This window comes from Marinomonas polaris DSM 16579 (genome assembly GCF_900129155.1).
In the GTDB taxonomy this organism is placed as follows: domain Bacteria; phylum Pseudomonadota; class Gammaproteobacteria; order Pseudomonadales; family Marinomonadaceae; genus Marinomonas; species Marinomonas polaris.
The window spans coordinates 70,339-92,925 of record NZ_FQVF01000018.1 but is presented as its reverse complement, the minus strand read 5'-3'; the positions used below and the strand labels follow the sequence as shown (position 1 = coordinate 92,925).

The 22,587-nt window shown below is 40.1% G+C and carries 20 protein-coding genes; 10 read left to right on the top strand and 10 right to left on the bottom strand.

The features are described 5' to 3' along the window. The first annotated feature begins 149 nt into the window (after positions 1-149). From BUA59_RS17825 to BUA59_RS17810, 4 genes are all read left to right on the top strand, one after another. Entirely contained in the window at positions 150-527 is a 378-nt protein-coding gene (locus BUA59_RS17825; protein WP_084122524.1) for an MmcQ/YjbR family DNA-binding protein, read from the top strand. Between the two features lie 299 nt (positions 528-826). Continuing rightward, on the top strand, positions 827-2,728 hold the full coding sequence (locus BUA59_RS17820) for a PhoX family protein (RefSeq protein WP_072841024.1): 1,902 nt from the start codon (positions 827-829) through the stop codon (positions 2,726-2,728). 329 nt (positions 2,729-3,057) lie between these two features. Continuing rightward, positions 3,058-5,478 (top strand): putative bifunctional diguanylate cyclase/phosphodiesterase, encoded by a 2,421-nt coding sequence (locus tag BUA59_RS17815; protein WP_072841023.1) that lies wholly within the window; start codon positions 3,058-3,060, stop codon positions 5,476-5,478. A 52-nt stretch (positions 5,479-5,530) separates the two neighbouring features. Beyond that, on the top strand, positions 5,531-7,093 hold the full coding sequence (locus tag BUA59_RS17810) for an FMN-binding glutamate synthase family protein (protein WP_072841022.1): 1,563 nt from the start codon (positions 5,531-5,533) through the stop codon (positions 7,091-7,093). 83 nt (positions 7,094-7,176) lie between these two features. On the opposite strand, the gene BUA59_RS17805 is transcribed toward BUA59_RS17810, so the two are convergent. The 10 genes from BUA59_RS17805 to BUA59_RS24290 form a co-directional block, all read right to left on the bottom strand. Further along, a complete protein-coding gene (locus tag BUA59_RS17805; RefSeq protein WP_072841021.1) occupies positions 7,177-8,238 on the bottom strand; it encodes a protein-glutamate methylesterase/protein-glutamine glutaminase in 1,062 nt (353 codons plus the stop codon). Between the two features lie 17 nt (positions 8,239-8,255). Beyond that, the gene (cheD, locus tag BUA59_RS17800; RefSeq protein ID WP_072841020.1) at positions 8,256-8,876 is read right to left on the bottom strand and encodes a chemoreceptor glutamine deamidase CheD; all 621 of its coding nucleotides are present in this window, start codon (positions 8,874-8,876) and stop codon (positions 8,256-8,258) included. 9 nt (positions 8,877-8,885) lie between these two features. Further along, positions 8,886-9,683: a CheR family methyltransferase gene (locus BUA59_RS17795; RefSeq protein ID WP_072841019.1), complete on the bottom strand. Its 798-nt coding sequence runs from the start codon at positions 9,681-9,683 to the stop codon at positions 8,886-8,888. Positions 9,684-9,688: 5 nt separating this feature from the next. After that, positions 9,689-11,569: a methyl-accepting chemotaxis protein gene (locus tag BUA59_RS24295; RefSeq protein ID WP_072841018.1), complete on the bottom strand. Its 1,881-nt coding sequence runs from the start codon at positions 11,567-11,569 to the stop codon at positions 9,689-9,691. 71 nt (positions 11,570-11,640) lie between these two features. Further along, the gene (locus BUA59_RS17785) at positions 11,641-12,123 is read right to left on the bottom strand and encodes a chemotaxis protein CheW (protein ID WP_072841017.1); all 483 of its coding nucleotides are present in this window, start codon (positions 12,121-12,123) and stop codon (positions 11,641-11,643) included. A gap of 13 nt (positions 12,124-12,136) precedes the next feature. Then, on the bottom strand, positions 12,137-14,065 hold the full coding sequence (locus tag BUA59_RS17780) for a chemotaxis protein CheA (RefSeq protein WP_072841016.1): 1,929 nt from the start codon (positions 14,063-14,065) through the stop codon (positions 12,137-12,139). A gap of 33 nt (positions 14,066-14,098) precedes the next feature. Then, positions 14,099-14,464 carry a response regulator gene (locus BUA59_RS17775; protein WP_072841015.1) on the bottom strand — a complete coding sequence of 122 codons (366 nt, stop codon included), beginning with the start codon at positions 14,462-14,464 and terminating at the stop codon, positions 14,099-14,101. Positions 14,465-14,472: 8 nt separating this feature from the next. Further along, positions 14,473-16,128, bottom strand: coding sequence for a SpoIIE family protein phosphatase (locus BUA59_RS17770; RefSeq protein WP_072841014.1), 1,656 nt, complete (start codon positions 16,126-16,128; stop codon positions 14,473-14,475). After that, complete coding sequence (locus BUA59_RS17765; protein WP_072841013.1) at positions 16,121-16,399, bottom strand: STAS domain-containing protein; 279 nt, start codon at positions 16,397-16,399, stop codon at positions 16,121-16,123. Before BUA59_RS17765 ends, BUA59_RS17770 begins: the two co-directional genes overlap by 8 nt. A gap of 19 nt (positions 16,400-16,418) precedes the next feature. After that, entirely contained in the window at positions 16,419-17,573 is a 1,155-nt protein-coding gene (locus BUA59_RS24290; RefSeq protein ID WP_072841012.1) for a methyl-accepting chemotaxis protein, read from the bottom strand. Positions 17,574-18,023: 450 nt separating this feature from the next. On the opposite strand from BUA59_RS24290, the gene BUA59_RS17755 reads away from it, so the two are divergent. From BUA59_RS17755 to BUA59_RS17730, 6 genes are all read left to right on the top strand, one after another. Continuing rightward, on the top strand, positions 18,024-18,437 hold the full coding sequence (locus BUA59_RS17755; RefSeq protein WP_072841011.1) for a VOC family protein: 414 nt from the start codon (positions 18,024-18,026) through the stop codon (positions 18,435-18,437). Continuing rightward, entirely contained in the window at positions 18,434-19,369 is a 936-nt protein-coding gene (locus BUA59_RS17750) for a 2-hydroxyacid dehydrogenase (RefSeq protein ID WP_072841010.1), read from the top strand. The genes BUA59_RS17755 and BUA59_RS17750 overlap by 4 nt, the downstream gene beginning before the upstream one ends. Positions 19,370-19,406: 37 nt before the next feature. Then, positions 19,407-19,757, top strand: coding sequence for a 5-carboxymethyl-2-hydroxymuconate Delta-isomerase (locus tag BUA59_RS17745; protein WP_072841009.1), 351 nt, complete (start codon positions 19,407-19,409; stop codon positions 19,755-19,757). A gap of 30 nt (positions 19,758-19,787) precedes the next feature. Then, entirely contained in the window at positions 19,788-20,786 is a 999-nt protein-coding gene (locus BUA59_RS17740; protein WP_072841008.1) for a phospholipase A, read from the top strand. 181 nt (positions 20,787-20,967) lie between these two features. Beyond that, complete coding sequence (locus BUA59_RS17735) at positions 20,968-21,483, top strand: phosphatase PAP2 family protein (protein WP_072841007.1); 516 nt, start codon at positions 20,968-20,970, stop codon at positions 21,481-21,483. Then, positions 21,480-22,580: an MJ1255/VC2487 family glycosyltransferase gene (locus BUA59_RS17730; RefSeq protein WP_072841006.1), complete on the top strand. Its 1,101-nt coding sequence runs from the start codon at positions 21,480-21,482 to the stop codon at positions 22,578-22,580. Before BUA59_RS17735 ends, BUA59_RS17730 begins: the two co-directional genes overlap by 4 nt. The last annotated feature ends 7 nt before the right edge of the window (positions 22,581-22,587 follow it).

Genomic DNA, 22,587 nt, shown 5'->3' with positions numbered 1-22,587 from the left:
GTGTAGATATAGTGTCTATTTAAAGCCACTTACTGGATGCCAGTAAGTGGCTTTTTTACGACTACCGATGACAAAAACGGCTTGCAGCCAAAGCAGGTCTTGATCATGATAAGTTGATGACATTTTCTACTATTACTATGGAGTCGTTTTTGGATATTTTAATAATAAAAGACTATCTCTTATCTAAGCCTGAAGCGGTCGAGGATTATCCGTTTGATGATAAAACAGCGGTGTTTAAAGTTCAGGGGAAGATGTTTGCTTTATTAAGTAAGTATCAGGGGCGTCAGTTGCTTAACTTAAAGTGTAATCCAGACCATGCCATTGAATTACGCGATATATTTATGGAGATCATTCCGGCTTACCATATGAATAAACGCCATTGGAATTCAGTTATTTTAGATGGCGATTTACCAATGGGAGAAATAGAAAGGTTGGTTGATCATTCCTATAGTTTGGTAGTAAAAGGCTTAAAAAAATCTATCAGAGAAGGCTTGGAAGTTCGCCATGGTGGTGAAATTTATAAATAAAAAACGATGCAGTTTTGTATCGCATATTCCTTGCTGTGTTGATTTAAATTACATGGCCTTATTTCTCTTCTTTATCTTTTTTCTTAACTATTTTTCAGATTCATTGCTGATGTCGTTTTACTGTCATTTCTATGTAATGTTTTATCCGTAAATTCATTTCTAGCTTTCTTTTGCAGGGGAAAGCAACTTATTCAAAATTTACGATAAAACGAGTAGTCAAGGATCGATTAATAAAGGGTCAAGTACCTAAAATTCGACAGCCTAGGCGACTAATATTTAATAAATAATAGGGCAGTGTTATGAATATTATGAACAATGGAAGACTAGGGTTTGATGAATTAGATGAGCTGGTACGCCCAGCACCCGAAGTTGTAGAGTTCGAAGAAGTTGCTAATAAAATGGTGTCTCGCCGTGGTTTTCTAGGTGGTGGTGCAGCAGTGGGTGCAGGTGCTTTCGTAATGGGGTCTACGACCTTAGCGGCTGGTAAAGCGTTGGCCGCTGGAGCGACAGAATCTCGTCTTGCATTTAGCATGGTAAAAGCCAATTCATTGGATACCGTGACTGTACCAGAAGGTTACAAATGGGAAGTGGTTGCTTCTTGGGGCGATCCATTGTTTAGTAATGCCCCAGCTTTTGATGCGACAACAGGCGGCACTGGCGCTTCTCAAGAGTTAGCTTTTGGCGATCATAATGACGGCATGGCTTTCTTCTCTAAAGATGGCAAACAAATCATGGCCATTAACAATGAATATACCAATGAGAAAACACTTCACGCTAATCGTGGTGATGGCATGCCTGCAACAGCTGATGATGTCCGCAAGAACAAAGCAGCCCATGGCGTATCTATTATTGAGGTGGCGCAACGTGGTGGTAAATGGGGTATTGTTCTGGATTCTCCTTACAACCGCCGCATTACTGCTGATACAGCCATGGATATTACTGGCCCAGCACGTGGTCATAAATGGATGCAAACATCAGAAGACCCTAAAGGTTTAGTAGCTAAAGGGACTTGGAATAACTGTGGTAATGGACAAACGCCATGGGGCACTTATTTAACCTGTGAAGAGAACTTTAATGGCTACTTCACGGCAAACGACAAAGATTACAAAATGCCTGAAGCATTCAAACGCTACGGCATGAGCACCGAAGGTCGCTACAACTGGGCTATGGCGGATGACCGTTTTAACCTAGTTAAAGAGCCAAATGAGCCAAACCGCTTTGGTTACATTGTTGAGATCGATCCACTAGATCCAACTTCGCGTCCTAAAAAGCGCACGGCTCTTGGTCGTTTTAAACACGAAAACGCTGAACTGACTATCGCAGCGAATGGCCATGTCGTGGTTTACCTCGGTGATGATGAGCGTGGCGAATTTTTATACCGCTTCATTTCTAAGCACAAATATTTGGCTGGCGGCAATAATCGAGACCTCCTGGAAGAAGGTACTCTTTATGTTGCCAAATTCCATGATAACAACCGTGGTGAGTGGCTGGCGCTTACGCCTAAAACTACAGGTATGACTGACGCAGAAATTTCGATTCATACTCGTATGGCCGCATCTAAAGTCGGCGCTACAACCATGGATCGTCCAGAGTGGGTAGCGGCTCATCCTCATAAAGCGGAAGTATATTGTTCATTGACGAATAATAAAAATCGCGGCGTTAAGCCAAATGCGGGTGGTGATGCAACGCCAGCTGGTGGTCCAAACCCTCGTGTAAAAAACAACTTTGGTCAAATCGTACGTTGGATGCCAATGGACTCGGATCATACTCATAATGAGTTCAAATGGGACTTGTTTGTTTTGGCGGGTAACCCTGCAGTGTATGACGATGCCAATGCAGGTTCTAAAAATGTTAATCAAGACAATATGTTTAACTCGCCAGACGGCTTGAAGTTCGATTCTAAAGGCTTATTGTGGATTCAAACAGACGGTAATTACTCCAATGAAAAAGGCTTCCAGGGCCAAGGTAATAACCAGATGTTAGTTGCCGATCCTGAAACTGGTGAAATTCGTCGGTTCCTAGTAGGACCAAAAGAATCTGAAATAACGGGTTCTGCCTGGAATGCCGAGCGTACGACTATGTTTATTGGTGTTCAGCACCCAGGAGAAGAAGGCCATTCTCATTGGCCTGATGGCGGTCAGTCTGTACCGCGTTCTAGTGTGATTGCCATATCTCGTGAAGATGGTGCAGTGATAGGTTAACTATCTGCTTTATCAATATTTAGTCGCTTCTAAAGCCAGTATGTTTTCATACTGGCTTTTTTATTTACAAATTGGGGGAATGTTTTGCTCCCTATACTCATAGTGACTTATATCATGACTTATATCATAGGAAGTATAAATTATTTTTATATCGTCTTGTTTAACATTGAATAAAGTGTCAGTCTTGGCAATGTGCACAATAAATGCAAAAAATTAGGTTTTTTGTCTGGTGGATAAGGTGTTATTTCTAGTCTCTTTTGTGATTTTTATTAGTATGGATGCTGTGAAGGTGATGTGGCAGCAGGATATAAAAATTTAAGTGAGTAAAAATGGGTGTCGTATTTTCTAAATCATTATTTACTAAACAAGCAATTTTAACCTTAGCACTTGCGATTGTTTTGAGTTTAGTCAGCAGTGGTATTCAATTCGTTGATGGAGTGCGATCTCAAAAAACTGAAATAAATCAAGACTTTAAAGAGTTACTTACAGTGGTTGAAAAGCCGTTGTCTGAAGCTGTATTTCGATTGGATACCGCCTTTGCTCAACAACAAATTGATAGCTTACTCTTTAATCCATCTATTGCTCATGTAGAAGTTCGTGATGAGTCTGGTGAGCTATTCGTAGAAGCAACAGCAACTAAACGCCATTTTTCAGTATCTAATTCATTAGCCAATTACTTTCTATCTGACCTTCAGGATTATAGCCGCGAACTTCGTTTGGAAACGCCTATTTTTCAAGCCGGACGATTGCTTATATTGCCTGAAAAACGCTTTCTTCTTGATAAAATATTTAAAGAACATCTTGCCAGTTTGATCTATAATTTATTTAAAGATGTGTTGTTGGCGTCATTGATATCGTTAGTTTTTTACTTTTTAGTTACTCATCCCTTGATGCGCCTCACTGAATCCTTATCGACAGTTGGTTATAAAAAAGAGTTGCCATTGCCTAAGTCATTTTATCGACATCATAAGTCTGATGAACTAGGTGATTTACATTCTACTTTTGCGCGATTATGGAAGAAATTAAATACAGCGCTGAGTGATTTAGAGAGAAGTGATAGTCATACCAAGGCAATGATAGAGCATGCCGCCGATGGTATTCTGTTGTTGGATGAAAATAATCAAATTATCTTAGTAAATACTGCGGCTGAACGCATGCTAAAAATGAGTGCTGAAGAACTCAAGTCTAGTTCTTTGGAAACTCTTCATACCTCTTCGTCTTGGTTGCCATTTTTAAACTCATTAAGCGCTGTCGAGGTCAACTCGCCATTAACAGTTGAAACCATTTATCTGATTCGAGATGTTGAACTTCCTGTCGAAATACGCTTAGCAAAATATAAAGTATTAGATAGAACAGAAGTGTTGCTTCTGATCCGTGATGTTTCTGAACGTAAAGAAACGGAAGCACATATACATCATTTAGCTTATTACGACTCGGTAACCAATCTACCTAATCGCCAATATTTAGCTGATAAGCTTAATGAAACCTTTAAGCGTAAGCAGCAGAAGCTTACTTTGAGCTACTCTGCTGTTGTTTTTATGGATCTTGATAGATTTAAAACCATTAATGATTCATTAGGCCATAATGTTGGTGACCAATTACTTTGCTGTGTTGCTTCACAACTTTCTTCGTTGACTGAAGAGAATGTGGTATTTGCTAGAATGGGTGGTGATGAGTTTGCTTTTTTATTGACTTATATCGGTGATGATAAAGATAAAGTTGAAAAGGCGATCAAGGGCTTTGTTGAAAGCATTATGTATGCCTGTCAGCAAGTCAAAAAAGCAGGCCATCACGAAGTTCATATTACCGCGAGCCTAGGAGCCACTATTTTTGATGGTAATGAAGGTTCAGCTGAGGCCATTTTAAAGCAAGCAGATACCGCGCTCTATCGTGCCAAGGAATCTGGACGTAATACCTTTGCTTTATATAAACCAGAGATGCAGGCGGTTTCAGATGCTCGCCTGGATATGGAGAAGGCACTACATCATGCAACTGAATTTAAATTGTTTGAGTTGTATTATCAGCCGCAAACCAATGATAAAAATGAATTGATTGGTGCTGAAGCGCTTATTCGTTGGAAGGATGAGAAAAAGGGCTTTATTTCACCCGCTGAGTTTATACCTGTAGCAGAAGAAATAGGACTTATTGTTGAAATAGGCCATTGGGTTTTAAATGAAGCTTTGTCCCAAGTGGCGACTTGGCTGAAAGAGGGGAAGTGGCAATTATCATGGCGTATGTCGATTAACGTTAGCCCTATTCAGTTTCAACAAGCGGGTTTCTTGCCTATGTTGAAAGCACAGTTAGAAAAACATGATGTTCCGGCAAGTTGTGTTGATCTGGAAATCACGGAAAATATGCTACTTAATGATCTTTCGTCTTGTTTGAAAAAAATGAATGCTATAAAGGCACTGGGTGTTCACCTTTCTATCGATGACTTTGGAACGGGATACTCTTCTCTCAAATATTTAAAATCTTTGCCAATTGATAGATTGAAAATTGATCAATCATTTGTACGTGATTTATTGACAGATAAAAGTGATGAAGCAATTGTTCATGCTGTTATTGCGATGGCTAAGGCGCTTAATATCAGTGTTCTTGCCGAAGGTGTAGAAACCTTACCCCACTATAATCGCTTGCGTGAGATAGATTGTTTTTATTATCAGGGATATTATTTTGGGCATCCTTTGCCGCCAGAGGAGTTTATTGCTGCATTTGTCCATGATTCAGCCACGCTGAAGCCTTCTTTATAGCGTAATATTAAAAATCAATTCACATATCATCATTTCATTTTAAGGGCTAAGTATGGATTTTTTGTCTTCATTGGCTACATTGACCATTCATTGGGGCGCGTTGCTATTCGTATTTTTACTGTTTTTAGCTCTTATTTCAGTGGTGGTGATGTACTGGGTTGATACTCATCAAACCAGTCATACAATTAGACGAAACTATCCTGTTGTTGGGCGTTTTCGCTATCTCTTTGAACATCTAGGCGAGTTTTTTCGTCAGTATTTTTTTGCTATGGATAGAGAAGAGCGTCCATTTGATCGTGCTGAGCGTTCTTGGGCGTACCGAGCGGCTAAAAAAGTCGATACCACGATTGCTTTCGGTTCAACTCGCTCTTTGGAAACACCGGGAGATATTTTCTTTTTGAACTGTGCTTTTCCAACTTTAGATGAGGATGCAGCCCAGCCTAGAGAAGTTTGTATCGGTGAATATACTGCGAAAAAACCTTATCGCACTCGATCTGTGGTGAATATTTCTGGTATGAGTTTTGGTGCTTTGTCTAAGCCTGCAGTTCAAGCCTTGTCAAAAGGGGCTCGTAAAGCGGGGATCTGGATGAATACTGGAGAGGGTGGATTATCGCCTTATCATCTTGAAGGTGGCTGTGATTTGGTGTTCCAGATTGGTACAGCGAAATACGGTGTACGTAATCTAGAAGGGCATTTAGATGATACCAAATTGGCAAGTTTGGCAGAACATCAAAATGTGCGCATGTTTGAAATTAAAATGAGCCAAGGTGCCAAACCAGGTAAGGGCGGCATGCTACCTGGCGCGAAAGTGACGGAAGAAATTGCTCATACCCGAGGTATTGCAGTGGGTCAGGACTCAATCAGTCCAAATGGTCATACCGATATAAAATCCATTGATGATTTATTAAATATGGTTCGCCATGTCCGTCAAGTTACCTCTAAACCTGTCGGCTTTAAAATGGTGGTTGGGGATTTGAAGTTTTTTGAAACCCTATGTGAGTTAATACATAAAAAGGGCATCGATTACTGTCCTGACTTTATAACGATTGATAGCTCAGACGGCGGAACTGGTGCAGCTCCTCAGCCTTTAATGGATTATGTTGGTATGCATTTACGTGAAAGCTTACCAACTGTGGTGAATATTGTGACATCTTATGGTTTACGTCGATATATCAAAATCATTGCATCAGGGAAGTTGATTGTTCCTGGCAAAGCAGCTTGGGCATTGAGTGCTGGTGCGGATTTTGTTGTCACTGCTCGTGGCTTTTTGTTTTCACTTGGTTGTATTCAAGCATTGCAATGCAATAAAAATACCTGTCCGACTGGTATTACTACCCATAATCCTGATTTACAAAAAGGCTTAGTGGCTGGTGAAAAATCTGAACGAGTTGCTAACTACGCTGCAGAGCTATTACATGGTATTGGGATGATTGCGCATTCTTGCGGAGTGAAAGAACCAAGAGAACTAAATCGCTCTCATGTTCGAATTATCGAAAATCAAAGTCGTTCAGTATTGTTCTCAGAGATTAACCCAATGCCGAATGTACGACCTGAGTATATCAATATGGCTGCGCTTCAAGAAAAAGCCTCATCTGTGGAAGATAGGTTGCAGTAAGTGATTTTTGGCTTTGGTGTTTAATAAAATTGGAATGAAGTTTTAGAAGCTTCATTCCAATTTTTGATTCGCTTTGAATATTATTAGAGAGTCTTTTGAGAAGGTTTTAAGCGTAATTTTTCGACGAATGTTTCATTTATGTTATTTAATGGTGTAATAACACTGGCTGCATCCAATTCGACTGCGACTCTAGGCATGCCATATACTACACACGAAGACTCATCCTGTACGACAGTAAATCCACCCGCATCTTTAATTTTTTTTAGTCCTCTTGCACCATCTTTACCCATTCCAGTTAATAAGGTTGCAAACGCATGGCGGCCAATTTCATCCGCTACGGACTTAAATAACACGTCAACGGAAGGGCGATGGCCAGATACCTTTTCTGCTTTAAATATTTCTGTATAAAGTTGATGATTAGAACGTATCACCCTCATATGAAAATCACCAGGTGCAAGATAGGCAACACCTGGACGAACAAGTTCCCCTCCTTGTGCTTCTACAACGGTGAAGCTTGTTGTTCTATCTAGACGACTAGCAAAAGTAGAGGTAAAGCCAGCAGGCATATGTTGGACAATTAGAAGGGCAAAATTAGCGCTAGGTAGTTTGCTAAGCAAGTAGTTAATGGCTTCGGTTCCTCCAGTAGATGCCCCTATAGCTAATACTCTGTTTGCTGAAAATGATTCAGCTTTAAAGGGTGCTGTATTTGCGGATTGTTGGTCGATACCTGTTGAAATGTTACATGATGCGGCCATTCGAATTTTTTTGATGACCATTTTGCTATAGCGTAAAAACATTTCTTTTTGTTTCAATTGCGGCTTGGCAATGTAATCAATAGCTCCTAGTTCTAATGCCTGTAATGTCGTATCGGCATTTACTTTGGTCAACGTCGAGATCATCACCACGGGTGTTGGTTTAATTTTCATTAATACCTCAAGAAAACGTAAACCGTTTACTTGAGGCATTTCGACATCAAGGGTGATTACATCTGGGGAAAGGTCTTTTACCATCTGCTTAGCTTCAAAAGCATCGCTTGCTGCACCAACCACTTCTAACCCCGGGTCAGATTCGATGACCTCTTGGAGAACTTTTTGGATAGATATAGAGTCGTCAACGATAAGAACTTTAATTTTTTTAGGCTGCATAGGCTTCCATATAAATACTAAAACAAATCGACATCGCCTGAATCATTACCCTTGCCAACAGTAGAAATGGCTTTTCTATAACGCAATTCACAATTGATTGCTTCAGTATCATGATGTTGGCGTAACTTTTTCATCATTACTCGGCCAGTTGAAGGGAAAAAATTAACACGTCTAGGGTAAATATCTAACAAATCTGAGGACTCAATAGAAATGCCCTCATTTTTCAAATAGGACTGAATGAAATCGACGTTTTTCTTGCCGATATTATGAGTTGTCATACCTTTAATGACGCTACCACCACCAAAAACTTTAGCTTTAAAATGCTCTCTACGAGCACCCAGTTTAATCAGGTGGTTAATTAGTAGTTCCATGGCATATACGCCATAACGTCCCGCAGAAGATAAGAGATCATTTGCATCACCTCCTTCGGGAAGGAGAAAGTGGTTCATACCACCTACTTTCGCAGTAGGATCATATAGACACACAGAGACACATGACCCCAATAACGTCGTAATCATCACGTCATCTTTGGTGGCATAGTATTCTCCTGGTAGCACTTTTACTGACATAATATCAAAAGTATTGTCAAAGAATTGTCGTGTCGAAAAATGCTCAATTACCGCTTCTTTTAATGCCATAGGACAGCCTTATAACTTAATGTATGCCGTGCGACCAATTGGCTTTATCAGGTTAGAAAATTGAGAAAAATTTTCTGAATGTCCTGCAATATAAAGACCACCAGGTCGAAGTTTCGCTAATAGCTTGGTTAATATTTTGGCTTGCGTGTCTTTATCAAAATAAATCATCACATTACGACAAAAAATAACATCTAAATTTGGTTCTATGGGAAGACTTTCATCCAGCAAATTAATGCGGATGAATTCAATCATGTCACGTAGTTGTGGTACCACTTTAGCTAAGCCTTCATTGCTGCCTTTACCTTTTACAAAAAAGCTTTTTTTATCGGGCAGTGCTTCTACTTTTTCTAAAGGATAAGTTCCTTTATTGGCCGCTTCGAGAACTTTACTGTCGATATCTGAGGCAATAATTTGAACATCATGATCGAACTTTCCATAAGCCTTCACTAAGCTCATGGCAATCGAGTAGGGCTCTTCCCCTGTACTCGATGCCGCACACCAAATTCTTTTAACCGATTCACCTTGGTTTATGTATTGCGCCAAAATACTGAAATGGTGCGGCTCTCTATAGAAAGAGGTCAGGTTTGTTGTTAAAGCATTGATAAAGTTTTCTTGTTCATCAAGATGGTCTTCCAAATACTTTAAATACTCTTTGGTGCTTTTTAACCCCAGCTTACGGATTCTGGGGGTTAGGCGGCTGTATACTAACGACTCTTTTGAGTCGGCGAGCTTTATCCCTGTCAGTCCGACAAGGATAGTACGCACCTTATTAAAATCGCTTTGAGTGAACCCAAATTCCCTTTCCATACGATTTAGAACTCCTCCCAACCATCGTCTTCATCATCGATTTGAGGCTTTGGTAAAGGCTTCGCTTTTTTAACCGGAGCTGACGCAGAAGGCAGTTTTTTCACAGCAGAAGGTCTTGAAGGTGTCGATTTCGTTGTGTGGGCAATTTGTTTAATATTCTGAGACTGATTGTCATCATTCAATATGAATTTATTGACGTTCATCGTTAATTGATCTGCTTGGCCCAATAGACTTTCAGATGCGGCGGCGGCTTCTTCTACTAGCGCGGCGTTTTGCTGAGTCATTTCATCCATTTGACTGACTGCTTTGCCTATTTCGTCTAATCCCGATGATTGCTCAGCTGAAGCACTGGCGATTTCAGCCATAATGTCATTAACCTGCTTGATGGCAGAAACCACTTCTCGCATGGTATTTCCTGACTTATTAACCAGGTCATTACCATTGTTTATTTTTGTCGCTGACTCAGAAATGAGATCTTTAATGTCTTTTGCGGCATTGGCTGAGCGTTGCGCTAAGGTTCTTACTTCAGAGGCAACAACGGCAAAGCCTCGTCCCTGCTCGCCAGCTCGTGCTGCTTCAACCGCTGCATTTAGTGCTAGGATATTGGTTTGGAAGGCAATCCCATCAATCATGCCAATAATGTCGGCAATTTTTTGTGATGACTCATTAATCGATGCCATGGTTTTAACAACATCTTCTATTAGGTGACCGCCATCTATTGCTACCGTCACGGCATTGGAAGCCAAGGTGTTGGCTTGTTTGGCGCTGTCAGCATTTTGGCGAACGGTGCCAGTTAACTCCTCCATGCTAGACGCTGTTTCTTCTAAGCTAGAAGCTTGTTGCTCGGTACGGTTAGAAAGGTCTGTGTTGCCATTAGAGATTTCACGAGCACCGGTATACACAGCATCTGATGCATTTTTAATATTGATGATGATTTCAGTCATCGTATCGAGCAGAGAGTTAACACCTTGTGAGATACTCAGCATCATGTCAGATTTATCTTCAGTCTCTACTCGCTGCGTTAGGTCATTATTCACCGCTGCATCGATGGCTGCGTTGACTTGGCTCACAGTAAGTTGGAGTTGCTGTTCTGCTTCTACTTCAGCAGTAATGTCCGTCGCAAATTTCACAACTTTATAAGGTGTGCCACTTGGGTCTCGGATAGGGCTGTAGTTAGCTTGTATCCAAACAATTTTGCCATTTTTGTGAATACGTGGGTAACGCCCGATAAAATGCTCGCCGTTTGCAAGGCTGCGCCAGAAATTACGATACTCTTCTGATTTCTTGTATTCAGAATCTACAAACAGGCTATGATGTTTACCTTCAACTTCGCCTAGCGTATAGCCGAGAGCATTCAGAAAATTATCATTTGCTGAAAGAATGGTGCCATCGAGTTCAAAAGAAATAACCGCTTGTGACTTAGATATCGCGTCTAGCTGGCTTTCATAATCGGAATTTTGCTTTTTCTTTTCGGTGATATCGGTCGCAAATTTAACGACTTTGAATGGCTTGTTATTGGCATCAAAGATAGGGTTGTAGCTTGCCTCAATCCAAACGGCTTCACCGTCTTTTGAATAGCGGCAGAATTCACCACTTTGGAATTCACCGTTGTTTAGTTTGGTCCAAAACTCTTTGTAATCTCGGCTATTACGGTATTTGTTATCAACGAAAATACTATGGTGTTTGCCTTGAACTTCTTCTAAAGAGTAACCAAGCGCATTAAGAAAATTGTCATTGGCAAATAAAACATTACCACTCATGTCAAATTCAATAATTGCTTGCGAACGTGTTAAGGCATTTAATTGACCTTGAGCGTTTACCCAGTTGTCTTTGGCAATAATCATTTGATTATCATCTAATCGCTTTGAAAATAGGCTTTTTAACATGGCATTAACCCTTCCTATGAATCTTGTTTACTTTGAAGCCTTGAAGGCTAACTGTGAATAATGTTTATCCTTTATGCGCTTTCGAATACGCCGATTTCATCACTAGATATGAGCTCTTCAATATCGACAATGATGACCATCTGATCCTCCAAAGCAGCAAGTCCATGCAAATAACGACTGTCGAAAGCAACGCCAAACTCAGGTGCTGGTTTAATTTCCTCGGCTTCTAGGTTCATTACATCTGAAACGCCATCAACCACAATGCCTACCACTCGATCACGCACATTTAGCATAATCACAATGGTCCATTCGTTATAAGTGGCTTCTCCTATGTCGAATTTAATGCGTAAATCAACAATCGGTACGATATCGCCACGTAGGTTAATAACGCCTTTAATATAACTAGGCGCATTAGCGATTTTGGTTGCCGGTTCGTAACCACGAATTTCTTTAACAGTCATAATATCAAGCGCATAGGTTTCATCGCCTAATACAAATGTTAAGAACTCTTTGGCAGGCATTGAAGACGTATTGCCCTGCTGAAGTATTGCCATAATAAATGCCTCCTTATAAGTTCAACTGAATGAATTGTGTCATGGAGTCAACGTCCAAAATTAACGCGACACTTCCATCGCCCATTATGGTCGCACCAGCAATTCCTTCTACTCGACGATAATGTCGTTCTAAGTTTTTAATCACGACTTGTTGCTGACCTAAAAGGGAATCAATCACTAAACCAAATCGTTGCTTTGAAGTCTCAACTAAAACAACAATGCCCGTTTCTAAGTTCGTTGCTGTTGTATTTCCGCCTAATGTTTTTCCAATATCGATGAGAGGCCAGTATTCTTCTCGAACCCAAAGTAGTTGCTTTCCTTTTATGCGTTTAATCTGTTCTGCAATCGGTTGAATGCTTTCTACGATATTGACTAGAGGAATAATAAATACCTGATCTGAAGCCTCAACCGTCATCCCATCAAGGATGGCTAACGTTAAAGGTAAGCTGATGGTAAATACTGTTCCAATTCCTGCCGCTGACGTGATATCAATGCGTCCACCTAAAGACTCGATATTTCGACGCACCACATCCATACCAACGCCTCGACCAGATACATCTGTGACCTCTGCTGCGGTGGAAAAGCCCGCTTCGAATATAAGCTGCCAAACGGCATTGTCAGATAAGGGTTCTGGTAAAGAGATTTCTTTTTCTAACGCCTTTTCGATGATTCGTTCTCTATTTAAGCCTGCACCATCATCCGCTATGGTAATTACAATTTCACCGCCCCTTTGAGCTGCAGAAAGCTTAACTATTCCGGTTTCATCTTTATTTACTTCCATACGTTTTGATGGCATTTCAATGCCATGATCAACACTGTTTCTTATTAAATGTAGAAGAGGGTCGGATATTTTCTCTACTAAATTTTTGTCAATTTCTGTATTTCCGCCTTCAATAACCAGATTTATTTTTTTCTCTAACTTCGTTGATAAATCTCGGACAAGTCTGGGGAAACGGTTAAATACAAATGAAATAGGCAGCATTCGAACCGACATAACGGCTTCTTGAATTTCTCTGGTATTTCTTTCAAGCTCGATTAAAGCTGATTGCATTTTATCAGCGATGCTTTCGTGGACTTCGCTGCCAATTAAGTTCAACATCGATTGGGTAATAACTAGTTCGCCGACTAGGTTGACCAGTTTATCGATTTTATTTGTTTCGACCCGAATGCTTGAGGCTTCCGATTTTGTTTCAGACGTTTTACTTGGTGCTGTCTTGTTTGCTAATATTTTTGGTGTGGTTGATTGATCCGTTGGCAGCGAGATTTTAATATTCCCTTGTGCTGGCGTTTCCACTTGGGGCTCATCATTAAAGAATCCATAGCCTATGTTTTCATCTTCACTTGGCGTTTCATTTGATTCGCCGATATTTTCATCGAAAAAACCAAAGCCAACATCCTCTTCATTTGTGGAGTCTTTGACAACATCAAAGTCTTCTTCAAAAAAGCCAAAACCTTGATCTTCCTCATCCTCATCGTCGTTATTATCAAAAAAGCCAAACCCTTGATCTTCCCCATCTTCTTCAAGGAGGGCATCAACTCGTTCACCTGAGCCTGTTACTTCTTGTAATGTCGCTCCTAGCCTTGCTTTACTTGCTTCGATGATTTCCCAATCAATTTCACTTTCTTCGCGATAACAGCTAAGAATATTTTTAAGGACGTCTGTTGTTTCCAGCAGAACAGTGATGAGATCGGTTGTTAAGATCAGCTCATTATTTCTCGCAGAGTCCAGCATGTTCTCCATGACATGAGTCAGCCCTGTCAAAGCTTTGAAGCCAAATATGTCACTTCCACCTTTAATGGAGTGAGCGGCTCGAAAAACACTATTTAGCTCCTCCATATCAGGCGCATCAATATCGTAAGCAAGTAATAGTGTTTCCATTGTCTCGAGGTGCTCTTGCGCCTCCTCGAAAAAAACCTCATTGTATTGACTTAAATTATCCATACTGTCTCTCAATGAACTCGCAAAATGAGGCTCTTAACGAAGCACTTTCGCAACGACTTCAAGCAGTTTTTTAGGATCAAATGGTTTGACCATCCATCCAGTAGCTCCTGCTGCTTTGCCTTTCTGTTTCATGGTTTCCCCAGCCTCTGTTGTTAGAACAATAAGAGGAACCCGAGCATAACTTGGCATCGCACGTAGCGATTTTATTAATGTAAGGCCATCCATATTGGGCATATTTTGATCGGTCAGTACAAAATCAAATATTTCCGTCTTACAAAGGCTTAAGGCTGCTTGACCATCATTCGCTGTTTTTACAGCGTATCCAGCCCCTTTTAAGGTCATTTCCACCATCTGGCGAACAGAAGGTGAGTCATCTACGACAAGTAGTTTTTTGCTCATAATTCATCCTAGTATCGTAAGGTTGCATGTGTTGTATTGGTATTTTGATCATAGATAAAGTCATTGCATAAGGTATTTAAAATGCCTAAGCCTCGACCGTAGGTCTGATCGTTTGAAGTGTTTATTTCTTTATCTATTTGGTAGCCATTACCGGAGTCAGATACGCATAAGAAAAGCGATTTCTTGGATGATTCCCAACTAAGTGATACGGTGATTTTTTGGTTATCACTTAGGGTACTAATAGCTGCATTTCTATTATCAAGATAAGAAATAAAATCTGCTTTTTTCAAATTGGATTGAATATTTAAAATTCCGTGATCCACTGAATTAACGATTAGCTCTGTCATCACGGTAAAAAAACGTTGGCAAAATGACTGAGAAAAGCCATAGCTTTCAATGAGTTCTACTAGTTTTAAAGTGAAATGATCATTTAATAGCGAGTCTCCAAATAGTTCAAAGCTAAATGAAAAGTTCCCTTTGGGGCTGTGTTTCGCTACAGGGCTGTCTGAGAGTTCTTGTCTCAATATTCCTAGATTTAAACTGCATAAGGTCATGTCATCATGGCTGCTGTTTAAATCAGCTTCCATGGCATGCATTCGAGTAATTGTATACTCTGGGTCGCTCGGGAATTCAGCAATAATAGAATAGACATCATCGAAACTAAGTGTTTGTTCTTTATGGCGTTTATTTTCAATTAAGCCATCGCTAAAAAAAGAAAGGTATTCAATGCTATTAAGTGGGAATGTTTCAAATTTAGTGCTTATATCGTTGGTTGGCAAAATACCTATAGCCATGTTTTTCGCCGTAATTTGATCGATTAGTTGTTTATGGTGATCGAAAATAAGTACATTCGGCATCCCGCCATTCCAGATACTAATAGTATTTTTCGACAGAGATATTTCGATTAAAATACAGGCAAAAAAACGGTTACTGGGTACTGTTTCTGAGTGTTTGTCGCTCAGTTCTCGTAGAATAGCACCTAGTGATAAGCCTTTTTTTACCATGGCGTTAAAGGTCACAACCATTGGGTAAACGGTAATGGCCGCAGCCATACCGTGTCCCGTTGCATCGCCCAGCATAATAATTAAGTTGCCGTTTGGGGATTTTGCCGATATTAGAATATCACCACAAAACCTTCCGCTAGAGAGAGTGGCGACATCAACACCTTCAATAGAGCAAGAGTGGGTATGTAAGATATGATCGTAGACAAAAAAAGCGAGCGCTTCTTCTTGCTCTTTTTCTTGCATGATACTGAGGTAGTTTTCATTTGCTCTAAAGAGAGCCAATTCTACTTCTGACCAATCAAGAAAACTTTGTACTTTGTTTGATAAGAGCAGTGGTAGAATCGGTTTTTGAATAAAATCTTTTACGCCAGCATCAAACAAACGAGCCATGTGCGAGCTATCATATTCTGCTGTTATCATCAAAATAGGTGCCATAGGGTAGAGTCGACGAATCTGTGGAATTAATTCATCAGACATTCCATCCGGCAAATGAACATCCAATAAGAAAAGTTTTATAGAGTTATCACCAAAACACTGACGAGCCTCTTCAAGCGTCGATGTTAAGATCACCTCAATTCCTTTTATTTGAAGTGCCTTAGACACAATCAATCGAGTTGAAGCGTTATCCTCTAATAAAAGAACTTTGCTTATCTTATTCATAGCTAAATAGCTTCTCAAAATTAGCCATATCTAAAATGTCTTTTGCTGTACCGTGTATATTTCGGATGGCGCAGTGACCAGAGTTCGCACTTAATTGACGATGCAAAAGTACCATCATTCCGAGAGCTGATGAGTCAACGTAGGAGACACGAGAAAAGTCTAAGACTATCTTTTTTGTTTTCCTTAATGCTTCTTCATAGGCCTTGGTAAACCACCCATGTGTACTAAAATCGAATCTTTCAGGCATATTAATAATTATTAATTCTGACATGCGAACCTCTCGTCCTTATTTAAAACAAATCAATGTCGCCGCTTTCAATATTTTGTTGAGAAACAGGGTTATGTTTTTGCTGGCTACGTTGTTTGATTATTTCTAATTTATCCCTTAAAACATGCTCTATATTGTCTGACGAGTCATCGTTGACAGAGCTCAGCTGCTCACCCATAAACTCTAAGACTTCAATTGTGTAGACAATGTTTTGTCCATTAATATCGTCAAACTGTAGTGCTCTGGTTGCATCAAATATGGCTGACTCTAAGGACTTAGCAAGATTCTCTAGCTCTAGTGTAATACCCGCATCTTCTTCGGCTTTGTTAACAATATGCTCCAAAGCACTATTCATAGTTTTTTTAGACTCCATGATGTAGGTCACATCATGGGCGGCCAGTTTTTCCATAGATTTCGTTAGGTTAGAAACCTGGTCTTGGATTTTGCTAAGGCGAGATTGGATAGCAATACTAAAGCCTGAAGAGCGATTTGATAGCGAGCGGACTTCATCTGCAACAACTGCAAAACCTCGTCCAGCTTCACCGGCTCTGGCAGCTTCAATAGCCGCATTAAGTGCTAAAAGATTGGTTTGATCAGCAATATCATCAATGTCTTTTAAGGCTTTTGCTATCTCAGGCATTTCATCATGAATTTCATTTACTTTTGAAAGGAGCTCCATGGATGAGGCTGACATTTCAATTGTACTTTCGATGAATTTATCTAGCGTGGTTGCCGTCTGTGCGGCAAAGTCACGCATGACTTCACTGTAATATTTATTATCCTCACTATCGGTTTCTACCAAATGGTGAATGCAATTGGCTTGTTGTTCGATTAGCGAGTTCGTCTCTACAAATGCATTATTTAATAGCTCTACAGCACTTTTTTGTGTAGCAAGTACATTACTAAGGTCATTTGAACATACGTTTAATATAGGTACTAAGTCTCTGCTAAAAAGTGCTTCAGGGATAGATACATGATCAGCTTGATGCGGTTGTGTTATTAGTACGTTTTCAGGACGTGCAGAGGATCTAGGGTTATCTTTTTTAGATCGAGATAAAAAAGTTGGAATAAAACCCAAAATGGCAAGAACAGTGAGGGCTTCCCACATTAAAGATTCATATACCAGAATTCCTGCTATAACCAACGCAAAACAATGACAAAGAAGAAATCGCAACATGTTTATCCTTAAGCTGTTTGTACCATTCAACAAAGTAAGTGTAGTCAATAAAATAAAATATTTTTAAAAATGACCATTTAATTTAATAAGTTATTTTCAGCAGTATATTAATAATGATTTTCTTGTATATGCCCCTTTGCAAATCGATACAAAATACCATCAAACGTGACAAAGCCTTGATACAAAAATACATTTTTAGGGATGTTGTTAACGGATAAAAAAAGAGTGATGTGAATGAAATTAATGAAAATTCGAAGTTATAGAGACATTGATTTATGAGGTTTAAGATGTGGGTGGATACGGTAATTTCGATACTCTGCAGTTGTTTTAGGGGCGTCAGGTATTTCTTTTTTTAACGCTTGCTATACATCTCTGTATCAGAGCTGCATGTTTACTTTTGCTCTGAGTGCTGTATTTTCCTAACCTAATTCATTTTTGTTGGGACTCTTTATGTCTGCTTTATTTCACTATGCCTTTCATGTTACTTCTTTAGACGAAACACGCCTTTTTTATACTCAGGTTTTAGGTTGTACAGAGGGGCGCAGCACTGAGACTTGGGTGGATTTTGATTTTTACGGACATCAATTATCCCTTCATTTAGGCGAACCAAGCCCGACGACAAAGACAGGTAGAGTGGGAAACCATCTTGTTCCTATGCCTCACTTTGGGTTGATTTTACCGTTAGATGAATGGCAGAAGTTGGCAAAGCGTTTAACGGAAGCCAATGTGGCTTTTGATCTTGCTCCAAGTGTTCGCTTTGAAGGCTTGCCAGGCGAGCAGTGGACTATGTTTTTTAAAGACCCAAGTGGTAATGCCATTGAGTTAAAAGGATTTAAAGACTTGGCTCAGGTGTATGAGAAATGATTCCTTTTATTAGTCGTGCAGATTTGGCAGAACAAAATATTTGGATTAAGCATTTATCAGCAGCGATGCCCAATGAAGTGATTGTCCCTTTTGCCGATTTAACTGCAGAGCAAAAACAGCTGTGTGAAATCGCTATTGTCGCCAACCCAGATCCTCAAGATTTACTGTCTCTTCCTTCATTGAAGTGGGTTCATAGTGTATGGGCCGGTGTAGAACGCATGATCAATGAATTATCGTCGCCATCTTTTTCGATTGTTCGGTTAGTTGACTCCAATTTGGCTGAAACCATGTCAGAAGCCGTTTTAGCCTGGACGCTTTTCCTTCATAGAGATATGCCAAGATACGCTAAACAACAGACTTTACAGTCTTGGGTTCAGCAGCCTATGGTGCGCGCTCAGGATCGTCGAATTGGCGTACTTGGGTTGGGTGAATTAGGGCGTGTTAGTGCGCAGCGTTTAGTTGCTAATGGTTTTTCTGTTGCTGGGTGGAGTCGTAATCCAAAGCAGGTTGAAGGCGTGGAGTGCTTTCACGGTGAAGAGGGGCTCATCCCATTGCTGAATCAAAGTGATATACTCGTTTGCCTTTTGCCCTTGACGATGGAGACTAAGGGTCTGCTTAATCATCAAAACTTGTCTTGTCTGCCTGTTGGAGCAAGCATAATTAATTTTGCCCGTGGTCTCATAATTGATGATGAAGCTCTGTTGGCGAAACTTGATCAAGGGAATTTGTCTCACGCTGTATTGGATGTTTTCATGCAAGAGCCGTTGCCTATAAATCACTCGTTTTGGCTGCATGATTCTATTACAGTATTACCACATATTTCAGCACCAACACACCCTGTTAGTGCGAGTGAAATTGTTGCTACGAATATTAAACAGTATCGATTAACGGGTAATATTCCGCCGACTATTGATATGCTTCGTGGTTATTAGTCAAATACGTCCAATAAATCTAAAAATGGAGTCTTAAATGCCACATTGCATTGTTGAGTATAGCCAAAATTTAGAACAAGAAGTGCCACCAGTTGACCTTCTTGAAGCCGTCAAAGGCGCTTGTATTGCCTCGACATTGTTTACTGAAGAAGACATCAAATTACGCAGTTTTCCATATAAGAGTTTTTTAACAGCAGGAAAAGAAGATGCATTTGTCCATGTCATTCTGCGAATGCTTTCTGGTCGCACAATAGAGCAAAGAAAGTATCTTTCTCATTTGGTTCTAGAAGCATTAACACAATTTTCATTAAAAGATGTTAGTTTTTCGGTCGAAGTGTGTGAAATGGAACGTGATACCTATGCTAAAAAGGTCGTTCTGTCCCAATGAAATAGTGTTTTTCACTTAAGGGTTTTAGTAATGAAAGCCATTGTATGCTCAATAATGCTTCTTCCAAGTTTGCTATGGGCTGAAGTGGAATCAACTACGTTAGATAAGTCAGGTGGTAGTTTTTTTAATACCTCTGATACAGCGACGGTTGTGGAAGGCGAGGAGGATGATGCTTACTCTCCTGAAGAGCCCCAAGTGCCTGAATCTACTGCTAAGCGGGCTAAAGAAGACAACGGGTTATTGCGACAAAGAGAGAATAGAGAAACAGCGACAGTGAATAATCCGTTTGTTTTAACGCCTCATAAACCCAATTATTTTTTACCTATTGCTTATACATCTAATCCTAACGATCGTGCTTTTTTAGGCGATGCGAGCGATTCTGAAAGTTTACAAAGTGTGGAGTTTAAGTTTCAATTTAGCCTTAAGTTTCCCGTTGCATATGATGTAGTGGGTAGAAACAGTAGTTTGTGGTTTGCTTACACTCAGCAAGCTTATTGGCAGGCTTATAACAGTAGTATCTCTGCACCTTTTCGCGATACTAACCATGAGCCTGAAGCGTTTATTGTTACCAAGCCAAAGCATGGTTTTCTAGGTATTAATCCAGATTATGTGTCTTACGGCTTTGTCCATCAGTCCAATGGCCAGTCAAATGAGCTGTCTCGCTCTTGGAATCGATTTTATGTGGATTTTCTGTTTGAGCATGGCGATACCGCTTTTTCTTTTAAGCCTTGGTATCGGATTCCTGAGAGCTCAAAGGTTGATGATAACCCGAATATTGAAAACTATTACGGCTATGGTGAGTTCAATATAATACACGTTATTGATGATTATACGATTGACGTAATGTTGAGAAATAACCTTAAATCATCAGAAAATAGAGGGGCTATACAGGTAGGTTTTACTTTTCCTTTGTGGGGTAAAACGCGCGGCTACATTCAATACTTTAATGGTTATGGACAATCTTTATTGGATTATAATCATCAAACTCAGTCGCTTGGTATTGGGATAATGCTTACTAACTGGTTATAGCTTGATAATAGGCTTTAAATAATCTGATATTTTATGTTTCTAAGTGCCTCGTTATGACGAGGTATTTTTTTGCCTGAAAGTTGTAATTACTGTCTGTCACTAAGTTGTCATAGTAATGCCACAGAACGGACATTTTACTGGTTTATGTTGAAAGTAAGACAAAACCAGTGAGGTGATAAGTATGAACATACTTCAGAATATCCACGCAGTAGATGTACAGACTTTTTCTTGGTGTATGGCTAGAAAGCACCGAACGACACTGACTCGTATTGGGCGCGCTGTCTCATTTTCAGCGGATGGCCCGATTTATGCTTTTTTAGCGCTTTTATTTTGGTTTGCTGGAGAGCTCACTTTGACGCTTGTTTTGCTGTTGGGCTTTGCTGTCGAGCGTATTCTATATCTTGTTTTAAAACGAGGTTTTAAGCGTAATCGTCCAGCTGATGCGCTCGATAATTTTAGCAGCTTTATTATTCCTTCTGACCAATTTTCTTTTCCATCAGGACATACCTCAGGGGCATTTTTTATGGCCTTTTGTTTATCTGAGTGGTTTCCAAGCATGAACCTGATGTTGTATTTTTGGGCGGCAAATGTGGGCTTATCGCGCATTTTTCTTGGCGTTCATTTCCCAACGGATACCGTAATTGGAGCCTTGTTAGGCACAGCTTGTGCTGCGTTAGCAATAGGGATACTAGCATGAAAATATTGTACGGTGTTCAAGGAACAGGTAATGGCCATATTACTCGAGCAAGAGCTATGGCAGCAGAAATGCATGCTGCTGGCGTAGAAGTTGATTTTGTTTTTTCTGGTCGTCCGCCAGAAGATTACTTTGATATGGCAGTATTTGGTAACTATCGAACCTTCCAAGGTTTGAGCTTTGTGGCGCGAAATGGGCAACTAGATCTGTACGCAACTTGTAAAAGTGCCAATTTTTATAAGCTGTACCGAGACATTCGCTCGATAGATACCCGTGGTTACGATTTGGTGATTACGGATTTTGAGCCTATTGTCGCTTGGGCGGCCAAACGTCAAGGTGTGCCTTGCGTAGGGTTTGGTCATCAGTATGCATTTAAATATGATATTCCTCGCTATAAGAAGAACTTTATTGCCCAGTGGATAATGTCAAACTTTGCGCCCGCTGCGACTCAGCTAGGTGCTCATTGGCATCACTTTGGTCATCCCATTTTGCCGCCACTTATTCATGCCCAGCAAATAAAAAACATGGCCGATCCTGAGCAAGTTTTAGTTTATCTGCCTTTTGAAAACAGTGAAGCTGTGTTGGATTGGCTAGATGGCGTGCCGAATTATCGTTTCCGTCTTCATTGCAAAGATATTGAGCCTGGTGTGTATGGCAATATAGAAGTGTTCCCTTTTGGTCGAGAAGTATTTCAAAAGAACTTAGGTGAATGCGAATCTGTACTTTGTAATGCAGGATTTGAATTAAATTCTGAGGCCTTACAGCTTGGCCGTCGTATTTTAGCAAAACCATTAAAAGGTCAAATTGAACAGCATTCCAATGCCATTGCACTAGATTTTTTAGGCATAGCTAAAACAAGTGATGTTTTAAATTCACAAGTGATTAAAGAATGGCTAGAAACTAGCCGAGTGGTACAGATATCTTACCCGAATGTCGCCCGTGCAGTTGTTGCTTGGCTGCAATCTAGTAATGATATCAGCGTATCTGATTTGTGTGAGTCCTTGTGGCGACAAACACCGAATGTTCGCGGTATTGATTTTAAATACAATGAAGCATCGTCTTCCATTAATGTGAAGAATATTAAAGGCGTTACGGCTTAAGCTAGTC